Here is a 16,483-nt window from a genome sequence, read left to right as displayed (position 1 = left end):
TGTACTAAAGACGGATTAAGGAGGGTTTTTACATGCAACATTCTTATTTCCCTTATGAACCTACACAGCCACTGCGCGCAGATACACAAAATAGAGAAATTAAAGTAACTGGTGAAGGAAGTGCTTCAGCCATTCCAAATGAAATTTCCATGACGATTGGAACGCGCACGGAAAACCGAGACGTTCAAGAAGCCTTAAAAGAAAATTCAGCTGTTTCAAATACTCTGCTGCAAGAGATACAAAAACTTGGAATCAATGACCAGCAAATTGAAACAGCTTCATTCACTATAAATCCTAAATATGATTACAGCGATGGAAAATCGACTCTTACAGGATACGAAGTACAGCATTTGTTTAGAGTAAGAGTACAAGATGTAAAACAAGCTGGCGATGTTTATAACGCTACGTTTTCAAGCGGAGCCAACGTAGCGCAAGATCTTCAATTTCACGTTACAAATGATGATAAATATGAACAAGAAGCGATAAGTAAAGCTTTGCTTAACGCTAAAGAAAAGGCCTTTACCATTGCCAACACGCTGCAGCTCCCTATTAACCAAATCCCCATTTTAATCGAAGAAGGCCCCGTCTATCAGTCATCTGGCTCCTCGCCTAAGTTATTAGCAGCCTCTCCCCCTATCCAAGCTCAGTCCTTGACTGTATCCGCTTCTGTAAAAGTTACGTACACGTATTAATACTTATGATAAACTATAGATTATTATAATGAAGAAACTAATCTAAAGGAGCTCTTTGCACAATGACTTCTGAACATTTACTAGCAGCTTATCAGACCCTATGGTTGAACCGTTCTTTCGCTTCTAAACAAGCCCTGACAAGTGAAGATCAGCTTCACGAAGCCATTCTGAAAGATTTAAAAGATGAAATGACTCATCCACGCGTTCGGCAAACACCGTATGTAAAATATCATCTTGGCATAAAAAGAATTCTAAACAGCAGTCTTTCCTCTGATGAAAAAGTTGCGCTTACGTCCCTATACACAAACCTTTTAGATAGCTGTATATAACAAAAAAAGGACTTCCTTAATGGAAGTCCTTTTTTTATTTAATTAACGCTTTTTCTTCTAAGCTTTGAAAAACAGCGTTAAAGTCTTGCTTCAAATCCTCGAATTCCTCTAGCCCTACTGAAAGGCGAAGAAGTGAATCAGTAATTCCTTTTTCTTCACGTACTTCTTTTGGGATACTTGCATGAGACATTGTTGCAGGATGCGTGAGAATGGATTCAACTGCACCTAGACTAACTCCAATTGAAGCTAATTTGACTCCTTGTAAAATATGTCGTGCTACTTCTTCATCCTGCACTTGGAAAGAAATCATAGCTCCGTATCCATTTGCTTGTTCTGAAATGAGTTTGTGGTCCGGATGACTTTTTAAGCCTGGGTAGTATACACGGCTCACTAGAGATTGTTCTTCAAGCCACTTTGCAAACTGCAGCGCTGTTTTTAACTGCTGATCTAAACGAACTTTTAATGTCTTAATGCCTCGAAGCAGTAAAAAACAATCCTGTGGCCCCAAGATAGCACCAAAAGCATTTTGTACAAACTTTACTTCTTCCGCTAGCTTTTCATCGCTTACTACAACTAAACCGCCAATGACGTCACTGTGGCCGCTGATATATTTTGTAGCACTATGAATGACAATATTTACACCAAGGTCAATCGGCTGCTGTAGATAAGGTGTTAAAAACGTGTTATCCACAATTGTAAGGAGATTGTGCTCCTTCGCCAAACTTGCTACTGCTTTAATATCCGTTACCTGTAAAAATGGATTTGAAGGGCTTTCGATATAAATAGCCTTCGTATCTTTTGTGATAGCTTCTTCTACTTTCTCAACCTTCGTTGTATCAACAAAAGTTGTTTTGATACCAAACTTTGAAAATAGTCGTGTTAATACACGATATGTCCCGCCGTACGTATCGTGTGAAACTAAAATTTCATCTCCTGATTCAAAAATAGATAACACCGATGAAATAGCAGCCATACCTGATGAAAAAGCAAAACCAGCGTATCCATTTTCTAGCTGAGCAATAGTGTTTTCTAAAGCCTCACGCGTTGGGTTTCCTGAACGAGAATAGTCATAGCGGCCGTTGTTCGTCTCATCTTCTTGATTAAATGTAGATACCTGATAAATAGGTACGTTAACCGCTCCAAAATGACCGTCAATTCCTGTATTTGCATGAATTAAGTTCGTACCAAATCTATGTTTATTATTGTTGGTATGCATCAAATGCCTCCTTCAAATCTTTAATTAAATCATCTGCGTGCTCAATTCCAACTGATAATCGAAGTAAACAGTTTGTTACTCCGACACGATTTCGAATTTCCTCCGGAATATCAGCGTGTGTTTGACGAGCTGGGAATGTCATTAAACTTTCCACGCCTCCTAAGCTTTCTGCAAATGTAATAACTTTAACATTTTCTAAAAGTACTGACACGATGTTAGGGTGTGAGACAGCAAAAGAAATCATGCCTCCAAATCCAGTTGCTTGTTTCTTCATGATTTCATAGCCCGGATGTGTTTCAAGACCAGGGTAATACACTTTTTCCACGAGATCATGAGCAGTAAGCCAATTTGCAATTTTCAGTGCGTTTTCGTTATGTTTTTCCATACGAAGCGCTAGCGTCTTAATACCGCGCAATAACAGCCAGCTATCCTGTGGACCTAAGATTGCCCCAGCTGCATTTTGATAAAAACGAATTTTCTCTCCTAAGCTACTACATCGAGCGACTACAAGACCAGCAACTACATCATTATGACCCCCAATGTATTTGCTTGCACTATGTATCACAATATCTGCTCCGAGCTCTAAAGGACGCTGATAGTAAGGGGACATGAATGTATTGTCAACGATAGTAAGCAAATCATGCTGTTTAGCTAACGCAATTGCTTCTGGCAAATCAGTCACGTGCATCATTGGATTTGTAGGTGTTTCAATAAATAGAGCTTTCGTGTTGGGACGAAGCGCATCTTTTACTTGCTCGAGATGGGCTGTGTTGACGTACGAAACAGTAATTCCTTGCTCTGAAAAGATTTCATTTAGTACTCGGTACGTTCCTCCGTATAAATCCTCTGATACAATTAAATGATCTCCGTTTTTAAATAGTGCTAAAACTGCCATTACACCCGCCATTCCTGAAGCGAATGCTACTCCTACTTCGCCTTTTTCTAAAGCAGCAATTGCTTCTTCCAATGCTGTACGAGTAGGGTTTGCCGTACGTGCATAGTCAAATCCCGTACTTTGCCCTAAAGCAGGATGAGCAAATGTTGATGCTTGGTAAATGGGTGTTGTAATAGAACCTGTTGAAGGGTCACGACCTACTCCTGAACGAACTAATAAAGTTTCAATTTTCATCTATTTCTCTCCTTAACTCAAAATAAAAAACACTCTTCACAGATGGAAGAGTGTTCGTTTATACACGATTTCTCTCATCTGTTAGAACAATACTGATGTTCCACAGGAATTAGCACCGTTCAAATGAATGTTTCATTTGATGGTTGCCGGGCATCGCAGGGCCAGTCCCTCCGCCACTCTTGATAAGAGTTCTATATAATTGTTGGTGGTTAACGTTTGTTGTTACTAACTTTAATAAAGATTTTCTTTATTGTCAACATAATTTTCTAAAAAATTTAAATCATCTCATTTGTTTATTCAATATACTTGTCCTGATAAGCACATAAAAAAAGAGACGACACCAAGGTCTCTTTTTCTAAGGCAAGTGCACAGATTTTACGTGAGCTAACTTCCAGTACATACTTTCTCCATTTGCCGTAATTAGTTCAACAATATTATTAGAAACTTCTTTAAGTACGCCAATTTTTTCTGATTGATCCCCTAAATCTAATACGACCAGTTGATTTTCATATTTTTTAAGCTGCTCTTCAAAGTTTCTGACAAAAGGTGCAGAGGCAGGCCTTACTGGGAGCTCTTTGTCACTTAAAGAATAAGGGGTTAACTCATTACTATAAGGGGTAAGCCATTTCAAATGATGTAAAGAAACAAAGACATTTTTATATACTGGAGAATAAAACACAAGATAATCATTCAGCACGCTTGTAATATAGCCATGCAATGATTTTCCTCCTGTTACATAAATTTCAATAAATTTTCCTTTTGCCTGCTGTAAAATATTACGATAAGAAATCCGCTGACTTTCTTCTATTAAGTTCTCTTCTATGGTTCGTAAAGGTGTATAATCTTCTTCTGAAACCTCTCGCAAGCGATGTATGTGTAAAAGAGGAATATACAAATAATCATGTCCATTATATAAAACCATTACATCTAACCCGAGATCAACAAGTTTTCCTATAAACGTTGTTTTCCCTGATATATCGACTTCAACAATTTTATCAATATAATGATTCATACTCATTCTCATTCTCCTCCTTTTTCCTATATGATAGAAAAGGTGCTTTATAAGCACCTTTTACGTTCCAGTTCGTCATGCTTTCCAACGATAATTTTTCGTTTTAATAACTTTTTCACCTGGTGTTGAAGAGCGTGAACCCGTACGGCGTCCTCCCGAGCGATCGTCTGTGCGACCTCCTGTACGTCTTCCGGTACGTCTTCCGGTACGGTCTCCAGTACGGCCATCCGTGCGACCTCCGGTTCTATCTACTGTAGTTGACTCTTGCATAGAATCTTCTTCATTTGTATCTCCATTTTGCTCAGAATTTTCTTCATTTTGCTTGAAAGATCCTTTTGATCCTAAGGCAATGGTTTTTACGTGTCTTGGTTGTAAACGTAAAACTTGATTATTTTGTACAAGAGTAAAGTTTCCACTGCGGCTTTGAACTAATACACCTTCCACAGCCTCTGGGCCTCCACCGTTAATAGCTACCCATCTATGTGAAAACTCTTCAAACAGTTCATTAAAACTTTTCGCTTTGATATAATCAGGTGTTTCTTCAACTAATAATGGATTTTGCGGAACAACAGGTGTATTTTTGCTTACAACTTCACTTACACTCTTTATATGCTCTACATTGATATAAACGACGCCGTCATCTTCTGTTAATAATACGACATACGCAGATTCAAATGAGCCTAATACGTCAAGGATTTTACCCACTTTCTTCTCTGGACCACCTTGATTTATTTGCACCTGCTTATCTTTCATTAATAATAGAGTACCTGCAAATGTGTTAGCTCTGTGAAGTTCTACTTCACTATTAAATCCAGAAAATGTTTGTGCCGAATTAGACTTCGTATCCTCTGTAATGCTTTTAACATGGGCAAGCTGATAATAAATAAATGTATACTGCTGCTGTGGAATAAGCTGAGCCGGCTGATTATTTTGCTGGTTGTTATTTTGATTTGTTTCAAGAGCAAGTGTTAAATAATCTGATTGAACGTCAATTAAATATCCCGTTTTAGATTCAGGCCCCCCGCGATATACAGTCACTACTCTCCCTTTTAGTGGTTTAAAATGGGCAGAGTAGCCCGTGCTTTCAGCTTGTTGAACTTTGCGAGCGCGACTACGATTTGCATTTTGAGTTTGATCTTGATTTTGGTCGTAGTAATAGTTACTCATTGTTTTTCCTCCTTATTGATTATCCTTATTGGTCATTCATACTGTATATATACGTATCATGTACAGCTATTGATTTCCTGCATTTGCCTATTATTAACAAAATCCACTGTTGCCTATAAATTGCCTATAAATCTATCTCTTTTTAAAAAGTCAAAATGTTATTTTTAATATACGCTGTTCGTTCTTTTATAAAAGACAGCATAAATTCGGGTTCTTTATAAAATTGCTCCAAGTTATCTTTTACGTAAGGATCTTTTAATACATAAGGAGCAATATACTCATGCAGTTGATAAATGATTGGTTTCATGTATTCTATCGTAAATTGATTATTTAGAACATTGTTCATTTTTTGAATATATCGCTTTTTAATGCTGTTCACCGCCAGTAAGCGAGCTGTAAGCGTATTAAATCCTTGTGCGCGGACATAGTCTCCTTCCATTACTTTTCCATTTACATCTCTTCCCCAAGTTGCATCATAATCCCATGGAATCAGTTCAAAGCGCCCGCTTTCATGATTTAGATAGAAGGCATAGTTATGGACAAAACCGTCGTAATTCTGCATACAAATAATACCGACTAACCAAGATAAGTAGCGGTCGACGTTCAAGTACTTCTCAATATTCTGTTCGAATTCTGTATTTGTCCACGTATTAAGATTAAATATAAACTTTTCTAATTTTTCCGCATCCCCTTCTCTCACTGCTTTATTTTCATATCCAGATAACAAAGTTGTTTTCGGCCTTTTATCCAAATCGCTCATCAAAGAAAAATTAGCATCTCCGTCCACTGCATAAAATATGGATCCATCCGCTAAATTTCTTTTTTTCAAAAATAGTTCATCTACCGATTCGAGCTGAAGATATATTCCTTCATTTTTCCCATTAATTTTAAGAGTGACAAACTGAGAGTGAGGAGATAAAACGTCTAAAGAGGAGAAAAAATCGAGAGACAATTTGTTGCGCATAAGCGATGGATCTTTGTATTCGGCGTTTAGGTGTATTTCTTTGGCGCGCTGAAATATTTTTGGAGAATAAAATTCAATATAATATGACTTTTTCTTCATCTTCCGAATGTGGGAGCCTCTTAGCAGCAAATCAATATCGTAGCGTTTTTTGTTAAACTTCATCGTTGCCTGAACCGCTTCTTCTGACCAAATATCTTTTTGCATTTCCTTTAAATCTTTTACATTTACAAACAGAGCGTATTGAGGGATTTCTTTTTGATTCATGATTCGACCACCTTTCTTCAATTATTAAAGTATATGAAGGGTAAATTCTCCATGATACCCCGCAGCATCAACTATTTGCGCAAACTCCACTTTTGACTCATATCAAGGACAAGCATTAGCGCGTATTCTATTAATGCAAGACCTAGTCCAATTGACAAGGAGGTTTTTGTATTGCATATTACACCTGAAAAAATTAAAGAAGCTGCTGAAGCCCTAGAATGTACAGAACTGAAATCTTTTATGTTTCAAGAGCCAACTGCTGGTCCACTAACAAGAAAGCGTCGCTCTTCTCGTAGCACTGGCCGCAGTAGCCGCCGTTCTACTCGCGGTACTCGTCGCTCTTCTCGCGGCACTCGCCGTTCTACTCGTCGCTCTCGTCGTTCTACTCGTCGCTCTCGTCGTTCTACTCGCCGTTCTCGCCGTTCTACTCGCCGCTCTCGTCGTTCTACTCGCCGTTCTCGCCGTTCTACTCGCCGTTCTCGCCGTTCTACTCGCCGCTCTCGTCGTTCTACTCGCCGCTCTCGTCGTTCTACTCGCCGCTCTCGTCGTTCTCGCCGTTCTTAATTTCCCTAAACACTCATCTTTATTGAAAAAAAAACGCCGAAGAGCCATGAGTGTCTTCGGCGTTTTTTTCCACTTATAGAAGAGGAACATTTGGAAATATACTAAGATGAAGCGTTATTCATTTTACATAGAAAAGGAGAGGTTTTATGAAAAAAAACAAACATCAAATTTCAACTTCATCAACAACAGATGTCGAAGAGATCAAACGTTTAAATGCGCAGTCTGGACTAACCTACAATGAAGTATTTGCACTTCTTGGAGAAAACTATTTGAAAAATCAACAGAAAAAATAATAAGCTGGGACTAGAAAATAACTTCTAGTCCTTATACTTTGAAAATCCCGGAAAACCCTTTTACTAAGGATGTTAATTGGTTCATGGCTCCCATCATCTGTCCCGCAGTATTCATCATTTTGTTCATATCGTAATTGCCATCACTCGATTTAAACTGAGACATTAATGACTGAAATTGAGATGGCTGAGGCTTTTGCTGCTGACCTTTAGGATATGGATTAAAAGGCGCACCTGCATTGTTGTACATGGGCTGCTGGTACATTCCGTTCATATAGGGAATTTGCTGAGGGCCAAAAGGCATTTGTTGCTGAGCGTACGGATGTTGCGGCATATAAGCTTCCGTCCATGGCTGCTGGTGATACTGTGGAAATGGATGTACCTGACTTAAATCAAAACGTTCTGGTTGATGTTGCTCATAATACGGATAGTGCTTACTTGTATACATGCAAAATCAATACCTCCTTTTTAATATTACATAATATATAGTATGTATGCAGAAATAAGAGGTGACGTTCGTCTACTTGTACTTTTGGGGAACGCATTCAAAAATATGTAGGTTTCTGTCGAAAGTTTAAATTTTTCAAAAAAACGAGATTATTTAAATATATGGTACGATAAGAACAAGTGATACTACCTATACGTAGTGGCACAAATGGGGATTAGGAGGGAATTTACATGTATGTGAACGAACTTCAAGAAGCTTTTATTGCGGTGAAACAATATGAGCCGCAGTCAAGTAATGAATTACTCGATTTTGCTCAGCAGCAGTATTTAAAAGGTTTTTTAACTCCTATGAATTACAAAGCCGCTGTACGTGAACTCGAACAAATTGGAGCTACTAAGCCTGATTTTAGTGCACAAGATGATTAATTTTTTTACTACCACTGAGAAATCGGTGGTTTCTTTGTTTCCTATAAAGTGGACACATACTTCTTTTTTGACTTGTTTATACTATAAAGGCTTTAACGTAGTATTCAATAAAGGAGGTTTATTTCATGAGTCGTGGAAAACATTTTGATCATAAAAAACAAGGACAAGGTGCAGTAAATAAAACAAATAACGCCGTTGCTTCTAAACATACCGAAAAAGTTGATTATCATATCGATACAGTTGCTTCACAAGATCACCCAGCTGTTTCTATCCAATCACAAAAAGATTTTGATTAACTTTTTATTGATAATGATAAAATGCCTAAAGAGTTTTCTCTTTAGGCATACATAGAAAATCCCCACCTTATAAGTCTCAACGGAAGGCCGGGATTAATTATTCAATATCGACTCGAGCACATACTTATTTGAGTGATACATCTTTTTAAATCGCTTTTCTCGCGTCTCGGGATAAAATGACTGTAGTACAACGTTTTGTAAATTTTCTTTTAACGTCTCTACTTGATTAACATGAATATATTTTGGTCGCTCTTTCTTCAGCCATTCCGTTACGAGACTAGCCCATTCATCAAGTTCTTTGAAGAAAATATCTCCATAAGGTTTTACTTCTTCAAAAAATTTCACTTCATAATTTTCTTCCTGTTGAATAGACGCTAATCGTTCTACAGCTACTTCATTATATTGAAACATGATTTCCGTACTTTTTTTCACATCTTCATTCATCGTTATTCGTCACCTCTACGATGACTATTGTAACATAAACAATCTTTATACTGTATGAAGAACCATTTCTCTTCGGCTTCTACTCCATTCTGTTTCGGAAGGCATGCTTTCATACACAGCTACTTCAATTTCTTGCAGCGATTGGTCAATGCGATGAACTTGTTCCATATATGTTTCTTCACAATGTGTAAATGCTTCATTTATAGATGTAGACATCGTTTTATCCACTAGATCTACTTGCTCTAGTAAGCTATCTAATAAAGTCATCATTTCGCTTGTTTTAACCATACTTTGTTTCATCGCCATCCCTCCAAATTTTCCTTTGTATAACGTATTCTCTTTTTTATTCAATGTCCCTTCACACATGACAAAACTAGTTTCTATTCGTCAAAGAAAGATGTTTTCGACATTTTCATTTATGGTGAATCGAAAGAGAACATATTGAAAACACTAGTATAGACATTTCAGCTAAGGAGATACATTCTGCTGCTGAACGTTCATTACAACACGATAGGAGGTGCCTAGACATGGCCAACAAACAGCAAAAATCACAGCCTAAAAATAAGCCTGAAACAAAAACCTACGGTGATCCTAAAAAGTTAAACGGTCCTAACCAGCCTTCTACTTAAGAACAAAACGGTCACTTGTGACCGTTTTTATTTACATTAACTACTTGCGCTACTTTCATTAATATATGCAGCTGCTTTTGCTTTTGAAGATACCACTTTGTAAAATGAACTTTCTTTGGAAAATGCGGCTTTTTCATGAGCTTTTGTTCCTCTTTTTTTGTTAAAAACCACTTTTCTCTCTTTTTTTCATGATGTCTAATAACCGGATACACCTTTCGAAGTGCAGGTGTACAACTGGTTTCATCCACAAAATACTGCTCATAATCGTATCTCGACCCCGTATGCTTTGTTTTCAAAGAAAATTCATAAAACAAGGGATAATACTTTTCATGAAATAATAAAGCCGCTAATTTCTTCCCCAAACCAATCCGGTTATTTACTTTTGTAAAATCATGAACAGAACAACCGTATAGCTCCCCTTTTGTAGTAGGAAAAAGGACGGAGCTAAAGTGGAATATATCTTGAAAAAAAAACAACATACTTTTAAATACTTTATCTTGATAAAAAGGCTGTTCAATGACAGGCTTTTGAATAACGTGCTGCTCATTCACGATTAACGCATAAATAAGCTCCAGTTCACAAGGTTTCTGCATAAATTGCCTCCACTTTCCTTCGATAAAAGATGAAACATTTAAATAGGGAAGTAAATGAAGGTAAGAGACATGTTTTTTACGCGAAACAGCATACAATAGTAATTGCGGGAAGGCATCTTTGAAAATAAGCCAATTTGCTCTTTCATACGTCAAAAATAATAAATCGCGCGTTTGCTTTGATAACGCTTTTTTCATGATTTCCCCTTGCAAATCACACATATTCCACCCTGCGTTTCGGGATACCATACTTGCGAGAAATGCCCACTTTACTTCAGGATATCTATGATAAAAAGTTGCATAAGCTTGGGTTCTTGATATATTATCAATATTCAGCTTGTCTGTTGTTTTTTTAATCGCCGTCAACAGCGCTTGTTCCGAACTATTGAGTGACATCTCTTCATCTTCTTTCATCTATTTTTATTTGTAGGATTTGGTATAATAGAATTTGTTTGTTTAATAGATTTACACTAAAGGAGTGATGGTTATGATTCGCTATCCTAACGGAAAGGCCTATAAGCCATTGAATACCAGCAGTCCTTCCCCTAAAAAGCTAGAACCTAGCTATAGCAATCGTGGTATGACGCTGGAGGACGATTTAAACGAAACAAACGAATACTATGTTTCAAAAGGAATAGCCATTGTTCACAAAAAACCAACCCCTGTTCAAATTGTAAAAGTAGACTATCCGAAGAGAAGTGCCGCTGTTATCAAAGAAGCTTATTTTAAACAGGCTTCTACTACAGATTATAATGGCGTCTATAAAGGAAAACACCTTGACTTTGAAGCAAAAGAAACGAGAAATAAAACCTCATTTCCTCTGCGTAATTTTCATGAACATCAAATTGAACATATGAAGCAAATTGTGAAACAAAACGGGGTTTGTTTCGTTATATTAATGTTCTCTACTTTACAAGAAATATACTTGTTCGAAGCACAGTTCCTTTTTCCTTACTGGGATTCCATGAAAAAAGATGGACGAAAATCAATCCCTAAGGCAGATATTGAAAAAAAAGGACATTTCATCGAACTTGGTTACCATCCGAGAATCGATTACATAAAAACTATAGATAAATTATACTTTTAAGAGTATGATATATATGTTTACGGAAATCATTCTCTTACAATGCGTTGAAAGGTAGGAGTTTTTATGTCAGATAATTATCGCTCTCGTGAAGAACGACGAAGAGCTATGAATGACAACAAACCAGAAGGTAAATCTCAAGGAAAACCGAAAAAGAAGAAAAAAGGAGGCCTATTTCGTAAAATTGTTGCCGCAGTTTTACTGATAGGAATCATCGGGCTCATTGCCGGAGTGGGAACTTTTTTTGCTATGATAAGCGATGCTCCAAAAGTTGATGACTCGGTATTAAAAAACTCTTTTTCATCTAAAGTATATGCAAACGATGGAAAGACAGTTGTAAAAGAAATTGGAGCTCAAAAACGTACATATGTGCAATACGATGAAATCCCTCAAGTCGTCAAAAACGCATTTATCGCTACGGAAGACGTTCGTTTTTATAAACATCACGGCGTCGACTTTTACCGTATTGGTGGAGCATTAATGGCGAACTTTAAAGACGGCTTCGGTGCTGAGGGCGGTAGTACGATTACTCAGCAAGTGGTAAAGAATTCGTTCTTATCACCAAAGAAGACGGTTAAACGTAAAGTACAAGAAATGTGGTTAGCTTACCAGCTTGAGCGCAAATATTCGAAACAACAAATTCTTGAAATGTATTTAAACAAAATATATTTCGCATCAGGTGAAGTATACGGTATTGAACGAGCAGCTGAGAAATTTTACGGAGTTAAAAGCGTAAAAGATTTAACTCTTGATGAAGCTGCTATGTTGGCAGGCTTACCAAAAGCGCCAACTACTTATAACCCAGTTACAAACCCAGAGAATGCTACTAAACGCCGTAACACAGTATTAAACTTAATGGCTAAAAACGGCTTCATTACACAAGCCGAGGCCGACAAAGCAAAACAAGTAGATGTACAGGCTCACTTAGCTAAACAAACTGAATCAACATCTAAGTACGATGTATTTATTGATCAAGTAATCGAGGAAGTAAAAAAGAAAACAGACGCGGATCCATTTTCTGCGGGCTTAGAAATTTATACAACGCTTGACACGAATGCTCAGGACTATGTGGATGATGTGATGAATAACAAAGTAGTCAACTTCCCGAACGATAAATTCCAAGCAGGTCTTGTCGTTGTAGATAATGAAACAGGCGGTATTCAAGCAATTGGAGGCGGACGTAATCGTGTATCAGGCGGCTTAAACTTTGCAACAAATATGAGACGTCAGCCCGGCTCAACAATTAAGCCGATCTTAGATTACGGTCCAGCGATTGAGAACTTAAAGTGGTCTACTGGACAACCGCTAAAAGATGAAGAATATCATTATTCAAACGGCACGCCAATCCGAAATTTTGGACGCAACTATAAAGGTTGGGTTTCAGCGCGTGAAGCTTTAGGACGTTCACTGAACATCCCTGCTTTAAAAGCGTTCCAAGCAACCGGTGCGGACAAAGCAAAAGAGTTCGCTACAGGCCTTGGGCTAAAATTAGATGAAGAAGACGGCGAAGCTTATTCTGAATCTTATTCTATCGGAGGCTTCCGTACAGGTGTTACACCTCTACAAATGGCTGGAGCCTATAGTGCTTTTGCAAATGAAGGTATGTACAATGCACCGCATACGGTGACAAAGGTAAAATTCCCTGATGGAACAGAAATTGATTTAACGCCAAAACCAAAACGCGCAATGCAAGATTACACGGCATTTATGATGACGGACATGATGAAATCTGTTGTAAACGAATCATATGGTACAGCTCGTGCTGTTCGTACACCAGGATTAGAAATTGCGGGTAAAACGGGAACTTCGAACTTTAGTGCTGCAGAAAAGCAACGATACAATATTCCAGACGCTGGTGAAAAAGACGTTTGGTTTAATGGATTTACGCCAAACTATACGATTTCCGTATGGACAGGCTATGAAACTGCTAAAGACGGCTATATTTTAAGTCCTAATGAAACAGGCATGGCAAAAAATATCTTTAAGCATGTTATTACTCATATTTCTGAAGGCAAACCTAAAGGAAGTTTCAAGCAGCCGGACAGCGTAGTTGAACGTTCCGTGGAAAAACCAACGGGCAAAGACTTAAAACGCCCAAGCGGCTCTACTCCTTCGAGCCTAATTACGAAAGAATACTTTGTGCGCGGCACTGCACCGACAAAAGTATCTCAAACGTTTGTGAAGAAAGAAAAAGAAGAAAAGAAAGAAGATAAAAAAGAGGACAAAAAAGAGAAAAAAGACAATAAAGATGTGAAGCCCAAAATTACTGCTTCGTATAGCGGAGGAGCAATTTCAGTTAACTGGTCAGCGTCAAACGCAGCCAGTGATACGACCTTTACAGTCACAATGTCATCTCCTAACGGTTCTGAACAACTCGCATCTGGCGCAGGAGCCGGTGGAAAAACAATTTCCAATCCAGCAGCAGGCGCAACGTATAGTTTCACCGTAACAACAAATACGGGCGAAAGCGCTAGTTCTTCTGTAAAAGTCCCTGATTCATCAGATCAAGCTACCGAAGATAATTCTACTAAGCCTGAAGATGACGGAACAACGGACGATAATCAAAATGAAGACAATAGCAACACTGATCAAAACAACGGCTCTGATCAAGGTGACGATTCATCTACTAAGCCGGATGATAACCAAAACAGCAATAATGGCAGCAATAGTGACGGTAGCAATAGCGGTAATAACGGCAATACCGATAATAACAATAACGATAGCGGCAATACTAACGATGGTAATAACAACAATAATAACGGAGGCACAACTCCTCCTCCAGCAGACAACGGTGGAAGTGACTCAGGAAGTCAAACACCACAAACTCCTGCTACACCATCGACGCCGTCAACACCTGCTACACCGCAGCAAGAGCCAACAACTGAAAATTAACGTAGCAGTAAAAAGCCCCTACACGTGTAGGGGCTTTATTTCTTGTGAAGAATAAGCATTTTTGCATACTGCTTACGCAGCTCATTAAATAATTCTGTCAGCTGAATATACGCTTGATAAGAAGAAACTCGCTGCAGCAAAAACATAAGTCTCTCAGCACAGTTAATAGGCTTATAGGTTAGGTCCGCTATGTCTTCTTGCAGCCGATTTAAACGCCTAACGGGCTGTCCATTAATCCAAAACAGTAAACTAATATACATAGCAGCAGCTTGTTTCATACAAGGCGCTGCTTCTTTTGCTTTTCGCTGAGAAAAAAGCGTATGCAGTTCTTCCCTTTGAGTTTCCCACTTTTCAAAAAATGGCCGTATGTTCTTTTGAACATCCCTCCAAGGTGTTTTCGTTTCTTTATGTACATCGTATAAAATATCATAAGCAAAATAATTTCTTCCATTTTTTTTATCTACTTCAAGAACCCGATCTTCTTTTGAATAAAATGGTTCGCATATGAAATGTGACGGCACTTCAATCGGTAACATCTGTCTTCTTCTCTTTTCCTTTCATTCGTTTCTTTCCTTCTCGGCAAAGATCAAGAAGCGGGCAGACATGACATTGAGGAGACTGTGCTTTACAGTGATAGCGTCCAAAGAAGATAAGTCGATGATGCGTAACGGACCATTCATCTTTCGGAATTTTTCTCATCAGCGTTTTTTCTACTTCCAAAACGGAATCTTTCCACCTGCAAATCCCAAGGCGTTTACTTACACGTTCTACATGCGTGTCTACGGCTATTGACGGTACTCCAAAAGCTACGGATACAACAACATTAGCCGTCTTACGCCCTACTCCCGGAAGATTGGTCAGCTCATCACGATCTTTCGGAACTTCTCCTCCGTATTCATCAATGAGCATACGGCAGAGCTTTTGAATGTTTTTAGCTTTATTTCTATATAAGCCGATTGATCTAATATCTTGCTGCAGCTCTTCCAACGAAACGGCTAAATAGTCTTCAGGCGTTTGATATTTCTTGAATAAATCCGCTGTTACGCGGTTGACTAAAGCATCTGTGCACTGAGCAGATAGCGCCACAGCAATGACTAAATCAAAGGGATTCCGATGATTTAACTCACAGTGAGCGTCAGGAAACATTTCTGCCATAGCATCTAGGCACTGTCTGATTTGTTTTAACGTTAACATACTAGTTCTCCTTCTTCTTACAGGTAGTTCCCCCCTATTTTACAATAGGGTTCTTGTCAAATGCTACTTTTGTCCACATTCTTTTAAAAAAGCTGCTTCAAGATTCAATTACTTGGATCTTGAAGCAGCTTTTTATCCTGTCATTGCTCTAGCCAGTTAAAAAAAGGAATGGCTGATGTAGACTGAGAAGGGTTAACAGAAGATAGTTTTTTGGGCTGTTGATTTTGACGAAATTTTTGGCTATGCTTGCGGGCTTGATCAATGGTCTGAATGCCATTTTTCTTCCATTCGAATAAAATACGATCAATATACCGGAAGTTTAATTTTCCAGACATCACCGACTCTCTTAGTGCCGCTTTAATAATAATGGGGTCATGATGATCTTGATCAATCCACATCGCTAGCGTTTCGCATTCAAACGGAGACAATGCTCTGCCAAACTCTTTTTCAAACATTGTATATAAATTAAGCTCTTCTTGTTCTTCTTCGCTTTTTTCTACTTCTCTTGTTTCTTGCATCATATGATGAATAAGCTTTTCCCAAAGCGGTTTTAATGAATAACGTTCACAAATAAGGGCGTTTTGCTGTTGATCTTGCTCAATAGATAAAAAGCCGCGCTGAATTAATGCTCGCAGCGTATCCATACACACAGCACTTGAAATACTCATTTTTGCCGCCAATTCGTTAGGTGTCGGGAAACCTTCACCGCCTTCAATGGAAACATAAATATGCATTAACGTCATGAATTCCGTTTCGTTCATTCCCAAATCGCTATAGTGATTAAACAGCAGCTTCGGAATTGAAACTGTGCCTTGTTCAAACCATTCAATTAACGTTTCTTTTTTCATATCCGA

Annotated in this window: 21 protein-coding genes and 1 riboswitch; of the genes, 9 read left to right on the top strand and 12 right to left on the bottom strand. The window is 38.2% G+C overall.

Features of this window, described 5'->3' with window-relative positions:
* The first annotated feature begins 32 nt into the window (after positions 1 to 32).
* Positions 33 to 692: an SIMPL domain-containing protein gene (locus tag LJY09_RS06985; protein ID WP_099330771.1), complete on the top strand. Its 660-nt coding sequence runs from the start codon at positions 33 to 35 to the stop codon at positions 690 to 692.
* Positions 693 to 754: 62 nt separating this feature from the next.
* On the top strand, positions 755 to 1,021 hold the full coding sequence (locus LJY09_RS06980; RefSeq protein WP_028414066.1) for a hypothetical protein: 267 nt from the start codon (positions 755 to 757) through the stop codon (positions 1,019 to 1,021).
* 34 nt (positions 1,022 to 1,055) lie between these two features.
* On the opposite strand, the gene LJY09_RS06975 is transcribed toward LJY09_RS06980, so the two are convergent.
* The 5 genes from LJY09_RS06975 to LJY09_RS06955 form a co-directional block, all read right to left on the bottom strand.
* Positions 1,056 to 2,237 (bottom strand): trans-sulfuration enzyme family protein, encoded by a 1,182-nt coding sequence (locus tag LJY09_RS06975; RefSeq protein WP_048018481.1) that lies wholly within the window; start codon positions 2,235 to 2,237, stop codon positions 1,056 to 1,058.
* Entirely contained in the window at positions 2,221 to 3,366 is a 1,146-nt protein-coding gene (locus LJY09_RS06970; protein WP_099330770.1) for a trans-sulfuration enzyme family protein, read from the bottom strand. Before LJY09_RS06970 ends, LJY09_RS06975 begins: the two co-directional genes overlap by 17 nt.
* Positions 3,367 to 3,437: 71 nt before the next feature.
* Positions 3,438 to 3,555, bottom strand: a riboswitch (SAM riboswitch).
* Between the two features lie 166 nt (positions 3,556 to 3,721).
* Positions 3,722 to 4,384 carry a hypothetical protein gene (locus LJY09_RS06965; protein WP_028414069.1) on the bottom strand — a complete coding sequence of 221 codons (663 nt, stop codon included), beginning with the start codon at positions 4,382 to 4,384 and terminating at the stop codon, positions 3,722 to 3,724.
* 69 nt (positions 4,385 to 4,453) lie between these two features.
* Complete coding sequence (locus LJY09_RS06960; protein ID WP_028414070.1) at positions 4,454 to 5,545, bottom strand: hypothetical protein; 1,092 nt, start codon at positions 5,543 to 5,545, stop codon at positions 4,454 to 4,456.
* Positions 5,546 to 5,687: 142 nt separating this feature from the next.
* Positions 5,688 to 6,776, bottom strand: coding sequence for a CotH kinase family protein (locus LJY09_RS06955; RefSeq protein WP_028414071.1), 1,089 nt, complete (start codon positions 6,774 to 6,776; stop codon positions 5,688 to 5,690).
* 168 nt (positions 6,777 to 6,944) lie between these two features.
* Between LJY09_RS06955 and LJY09_RS06950 the strand changes: the two genes are divergently transcribed.
* Positions 6,945 to 7,337 (top strand): CotG/ExsB N-terminal domain-containing protein, encoded by a 393-nt coding sequence (locus LJY09_RS06950; RefSeq protein ID WP_099330769.1) that lies wholly within the window; start codon positions 6,945 to 6,947, stop codon positions 7,335 to 7,337.
* A gap of 146 nt (positions 7,338 to 7,483) precedes the next feature.
* On the top strand, positions 7,484 to 7,630 hold the full coding sequence (locus tag LJY09_RS06945) for a hypothetical protein (protein WP_165573333.1): 147 nt from the start codon (positions 7,484 to 7,486) through the stop codon (positions 7,628 to 7,630).
* A gap of 31 nt (positions 7,631 to 7,661) precedes the next feature.
* Here the strand turns inward: LJY09_RS06945 and LJY09_RS06940 are convergent, their stop codons facing one another.
* Positions 7,662 to 8,075, bottom strand: coding sequence for a YppG family protein (locus tag LJY09_RS06940; RefSeq protein WP_028414073.1), 414 nt, complete (start codon positions 8,073 to 8,075; stop codon positions 7,662 to 7,664).
* A 230-nt stretch (positions 8,076 to 8,305) separates the two neighbouring features.
* Here LJY09_RS06940 and LJY09_RS06935 point away from each other — a divergent pair, with 230 nt between their 5' ends.
* Positions 8,306 to 8,500 (top strand): YppF family protein, encoded by a 195-nt coding sequence (locus tag LJY09_RS06935; protein ID WP_013056115.1) that lies wholly within the window; start codon positions 8,306 to 8,308, stop codon positions 8,498 to 8,500.
* 125 nt (positions 8,501 to 8,625) lie between these two features.
* Positions 8,626 to 8,796, top strand: coding sequence for a hypothetical protein (locus LJY09_RS06930; protein WP_167387310.1), 171 nt, complete (start codon positions 8,626 to 8,628; stop codon positions 8,794 to 8,796).
* A 93-nt stretch (positions 8,797 to 8,889) separates the two neighbouring features.
* Here LJY09_RS06930 and LJY09_RS06925 read toward each other — a convergent pair whose 3' ends face one another.
* Positions 8,890 to 9,240: a YppE family protein gene (locus tag LJY09_RS06925; RefSeq protein WP_013056113.1), complete on the bottom strand. Its 351-nt coding sequence runs from the start codon at positions 9,238 to 9,240 to the stop codon at positions 8,890 to 8,892.
* A gap of 45 nt (positions 9,241 to 9,285) precedes the next feature.
* Positions 9,286 to 9,540, bottom strand: coding sequence for a hypothetical protein (locus LJY09_RS06920; RefSeq protein ID WP_029325131.1), 255 nt, complete (start codon positions 9,538 to 9,540; stop codon positions 9,286 to 9,288).
* Positions 9,541 to 9,767: 227 nt separating this feature from the next.
* Between LJY09_RS06920 and LJY09_RS27815 the strand changes: the two genes are divergently transcribed.
* Positions 9,768 to 9,869 (top strand): hypothetical protein, encoded by a 102-nt coding sequence (locus LJY09_RS27815; protein ID WP_016763465.1) that lies wholly within the window; start codon positions 9,768 to 9,770, stop codon positions 9,867 to 9,869.
* Positions 9,870 to 9,880: 11 nt separating this feature from the next.
* Here LJY09_RS27815 and LJY09_RS06915 read toward each other — a convergent pair whose 3' ends face one another.
* Complete coding sequence (locus LJY09_RS06915) at positions 9,881 to 10,873, bottom strand: DUF2515 family protein (RefSeq protein WP_028414075.1); 993 nt, start codon at positions 10,871 to 10,873, stop codon at positions 9,881 to 9,883.
* Between the two features lie 73 nt (positions 10,874 to 10,946).
* Between LJY09_RS06915 and recU the strand changes: the two genes are divergently transcribed.
* Both recU and LJY09_RS06905 read left to right on the top strand, forming a co-directional pair.
* Entirely contained in the window at positions 10,947 to 11,546 is a 600-nt protein-coding gene (gene recU, locus LJY09_RS06910; RefSeq protein ID WP_028414076.1) for a Holliday junction resolvase RecU, read from the top strand.
* Positions 11,547 to 11,609: 63 nt separating this feature from the next.
* Complete coding sequence (locus tag LJY09_RS06905) at positions 11,610 to 14,435, top strand: transglycosylase domain-containing protein (protein WP_028414077.1); 2,826 nt, start codon at positions 11,610 to 11,612, stop codon at positions 14,433 to 14,435.
* Between the two features lie 35 nt (positions 14,436 to 14,470).
* Here LJY09_RS06905 and LJY09_RS06900 read toward each other — a convergent pair whose 3' ends face one another.
* The 3 genes from LJY09_RS06900 to LJY09_RS06890 all read right to left on the bottom strand — a co-directional run bounded on the left by LJY09_RS06900 (position 14,471) and on the right by LJY09_RS06890 (position 16,477).
* Positions 14,471 to 14,971: a YpoC family protein gene (locus LJY09_RS06900; RefSeq protein WP_028414078.1), complete on the bottom strand. Its 501-nt coding sequence runs from the start codon at positions 14,969 to 14,971 to the stop codon at positions 14,471 to 14,473.
* Entirely contained in the window at positions 14,958 to 15,629 is a 672-nt protein-coding gene (nth, locus tag LJY09_RS06895) for an endonuclease III (protein ID WP_028414079.1), read from the bottom strand. Before nth ends, LJY09_RS06900 begins: the two co-directional genes overlap by 14 nt.
* Before the next feature lie 140 nt (positions 15,630 to 15,769).
* Positions 15,770 to 16,477 carry a DnaD domain-containing protein gene (locus tag LJY09_RS06890; RefSeq protein ID WP_016763459.1) on the bottom strand — a complete coding sequence of 236 codons (708 nt, stop codon included), beginning with the start codon at positions 16,475 to 16,477 and terminating at the stop codon, positions 15,770 to 15,772.
* Between the last annotated feature and the right edge of the window lie 6 nt (positions 16,478 to 16,483).

Source organism: Priestia sp. J2 (assembly GCF_020790095.1).
Classification (GTDB): Bacteria; Bacillota; Bacilli; order Bacillales; family Bacillaceae_H; genus Priestia; species Priestia zanthoxyli.
Note: the sequence above shows the minus strand (reverse complement) of the source record. Positions and strands in the feature narration are given on the sequence as shown.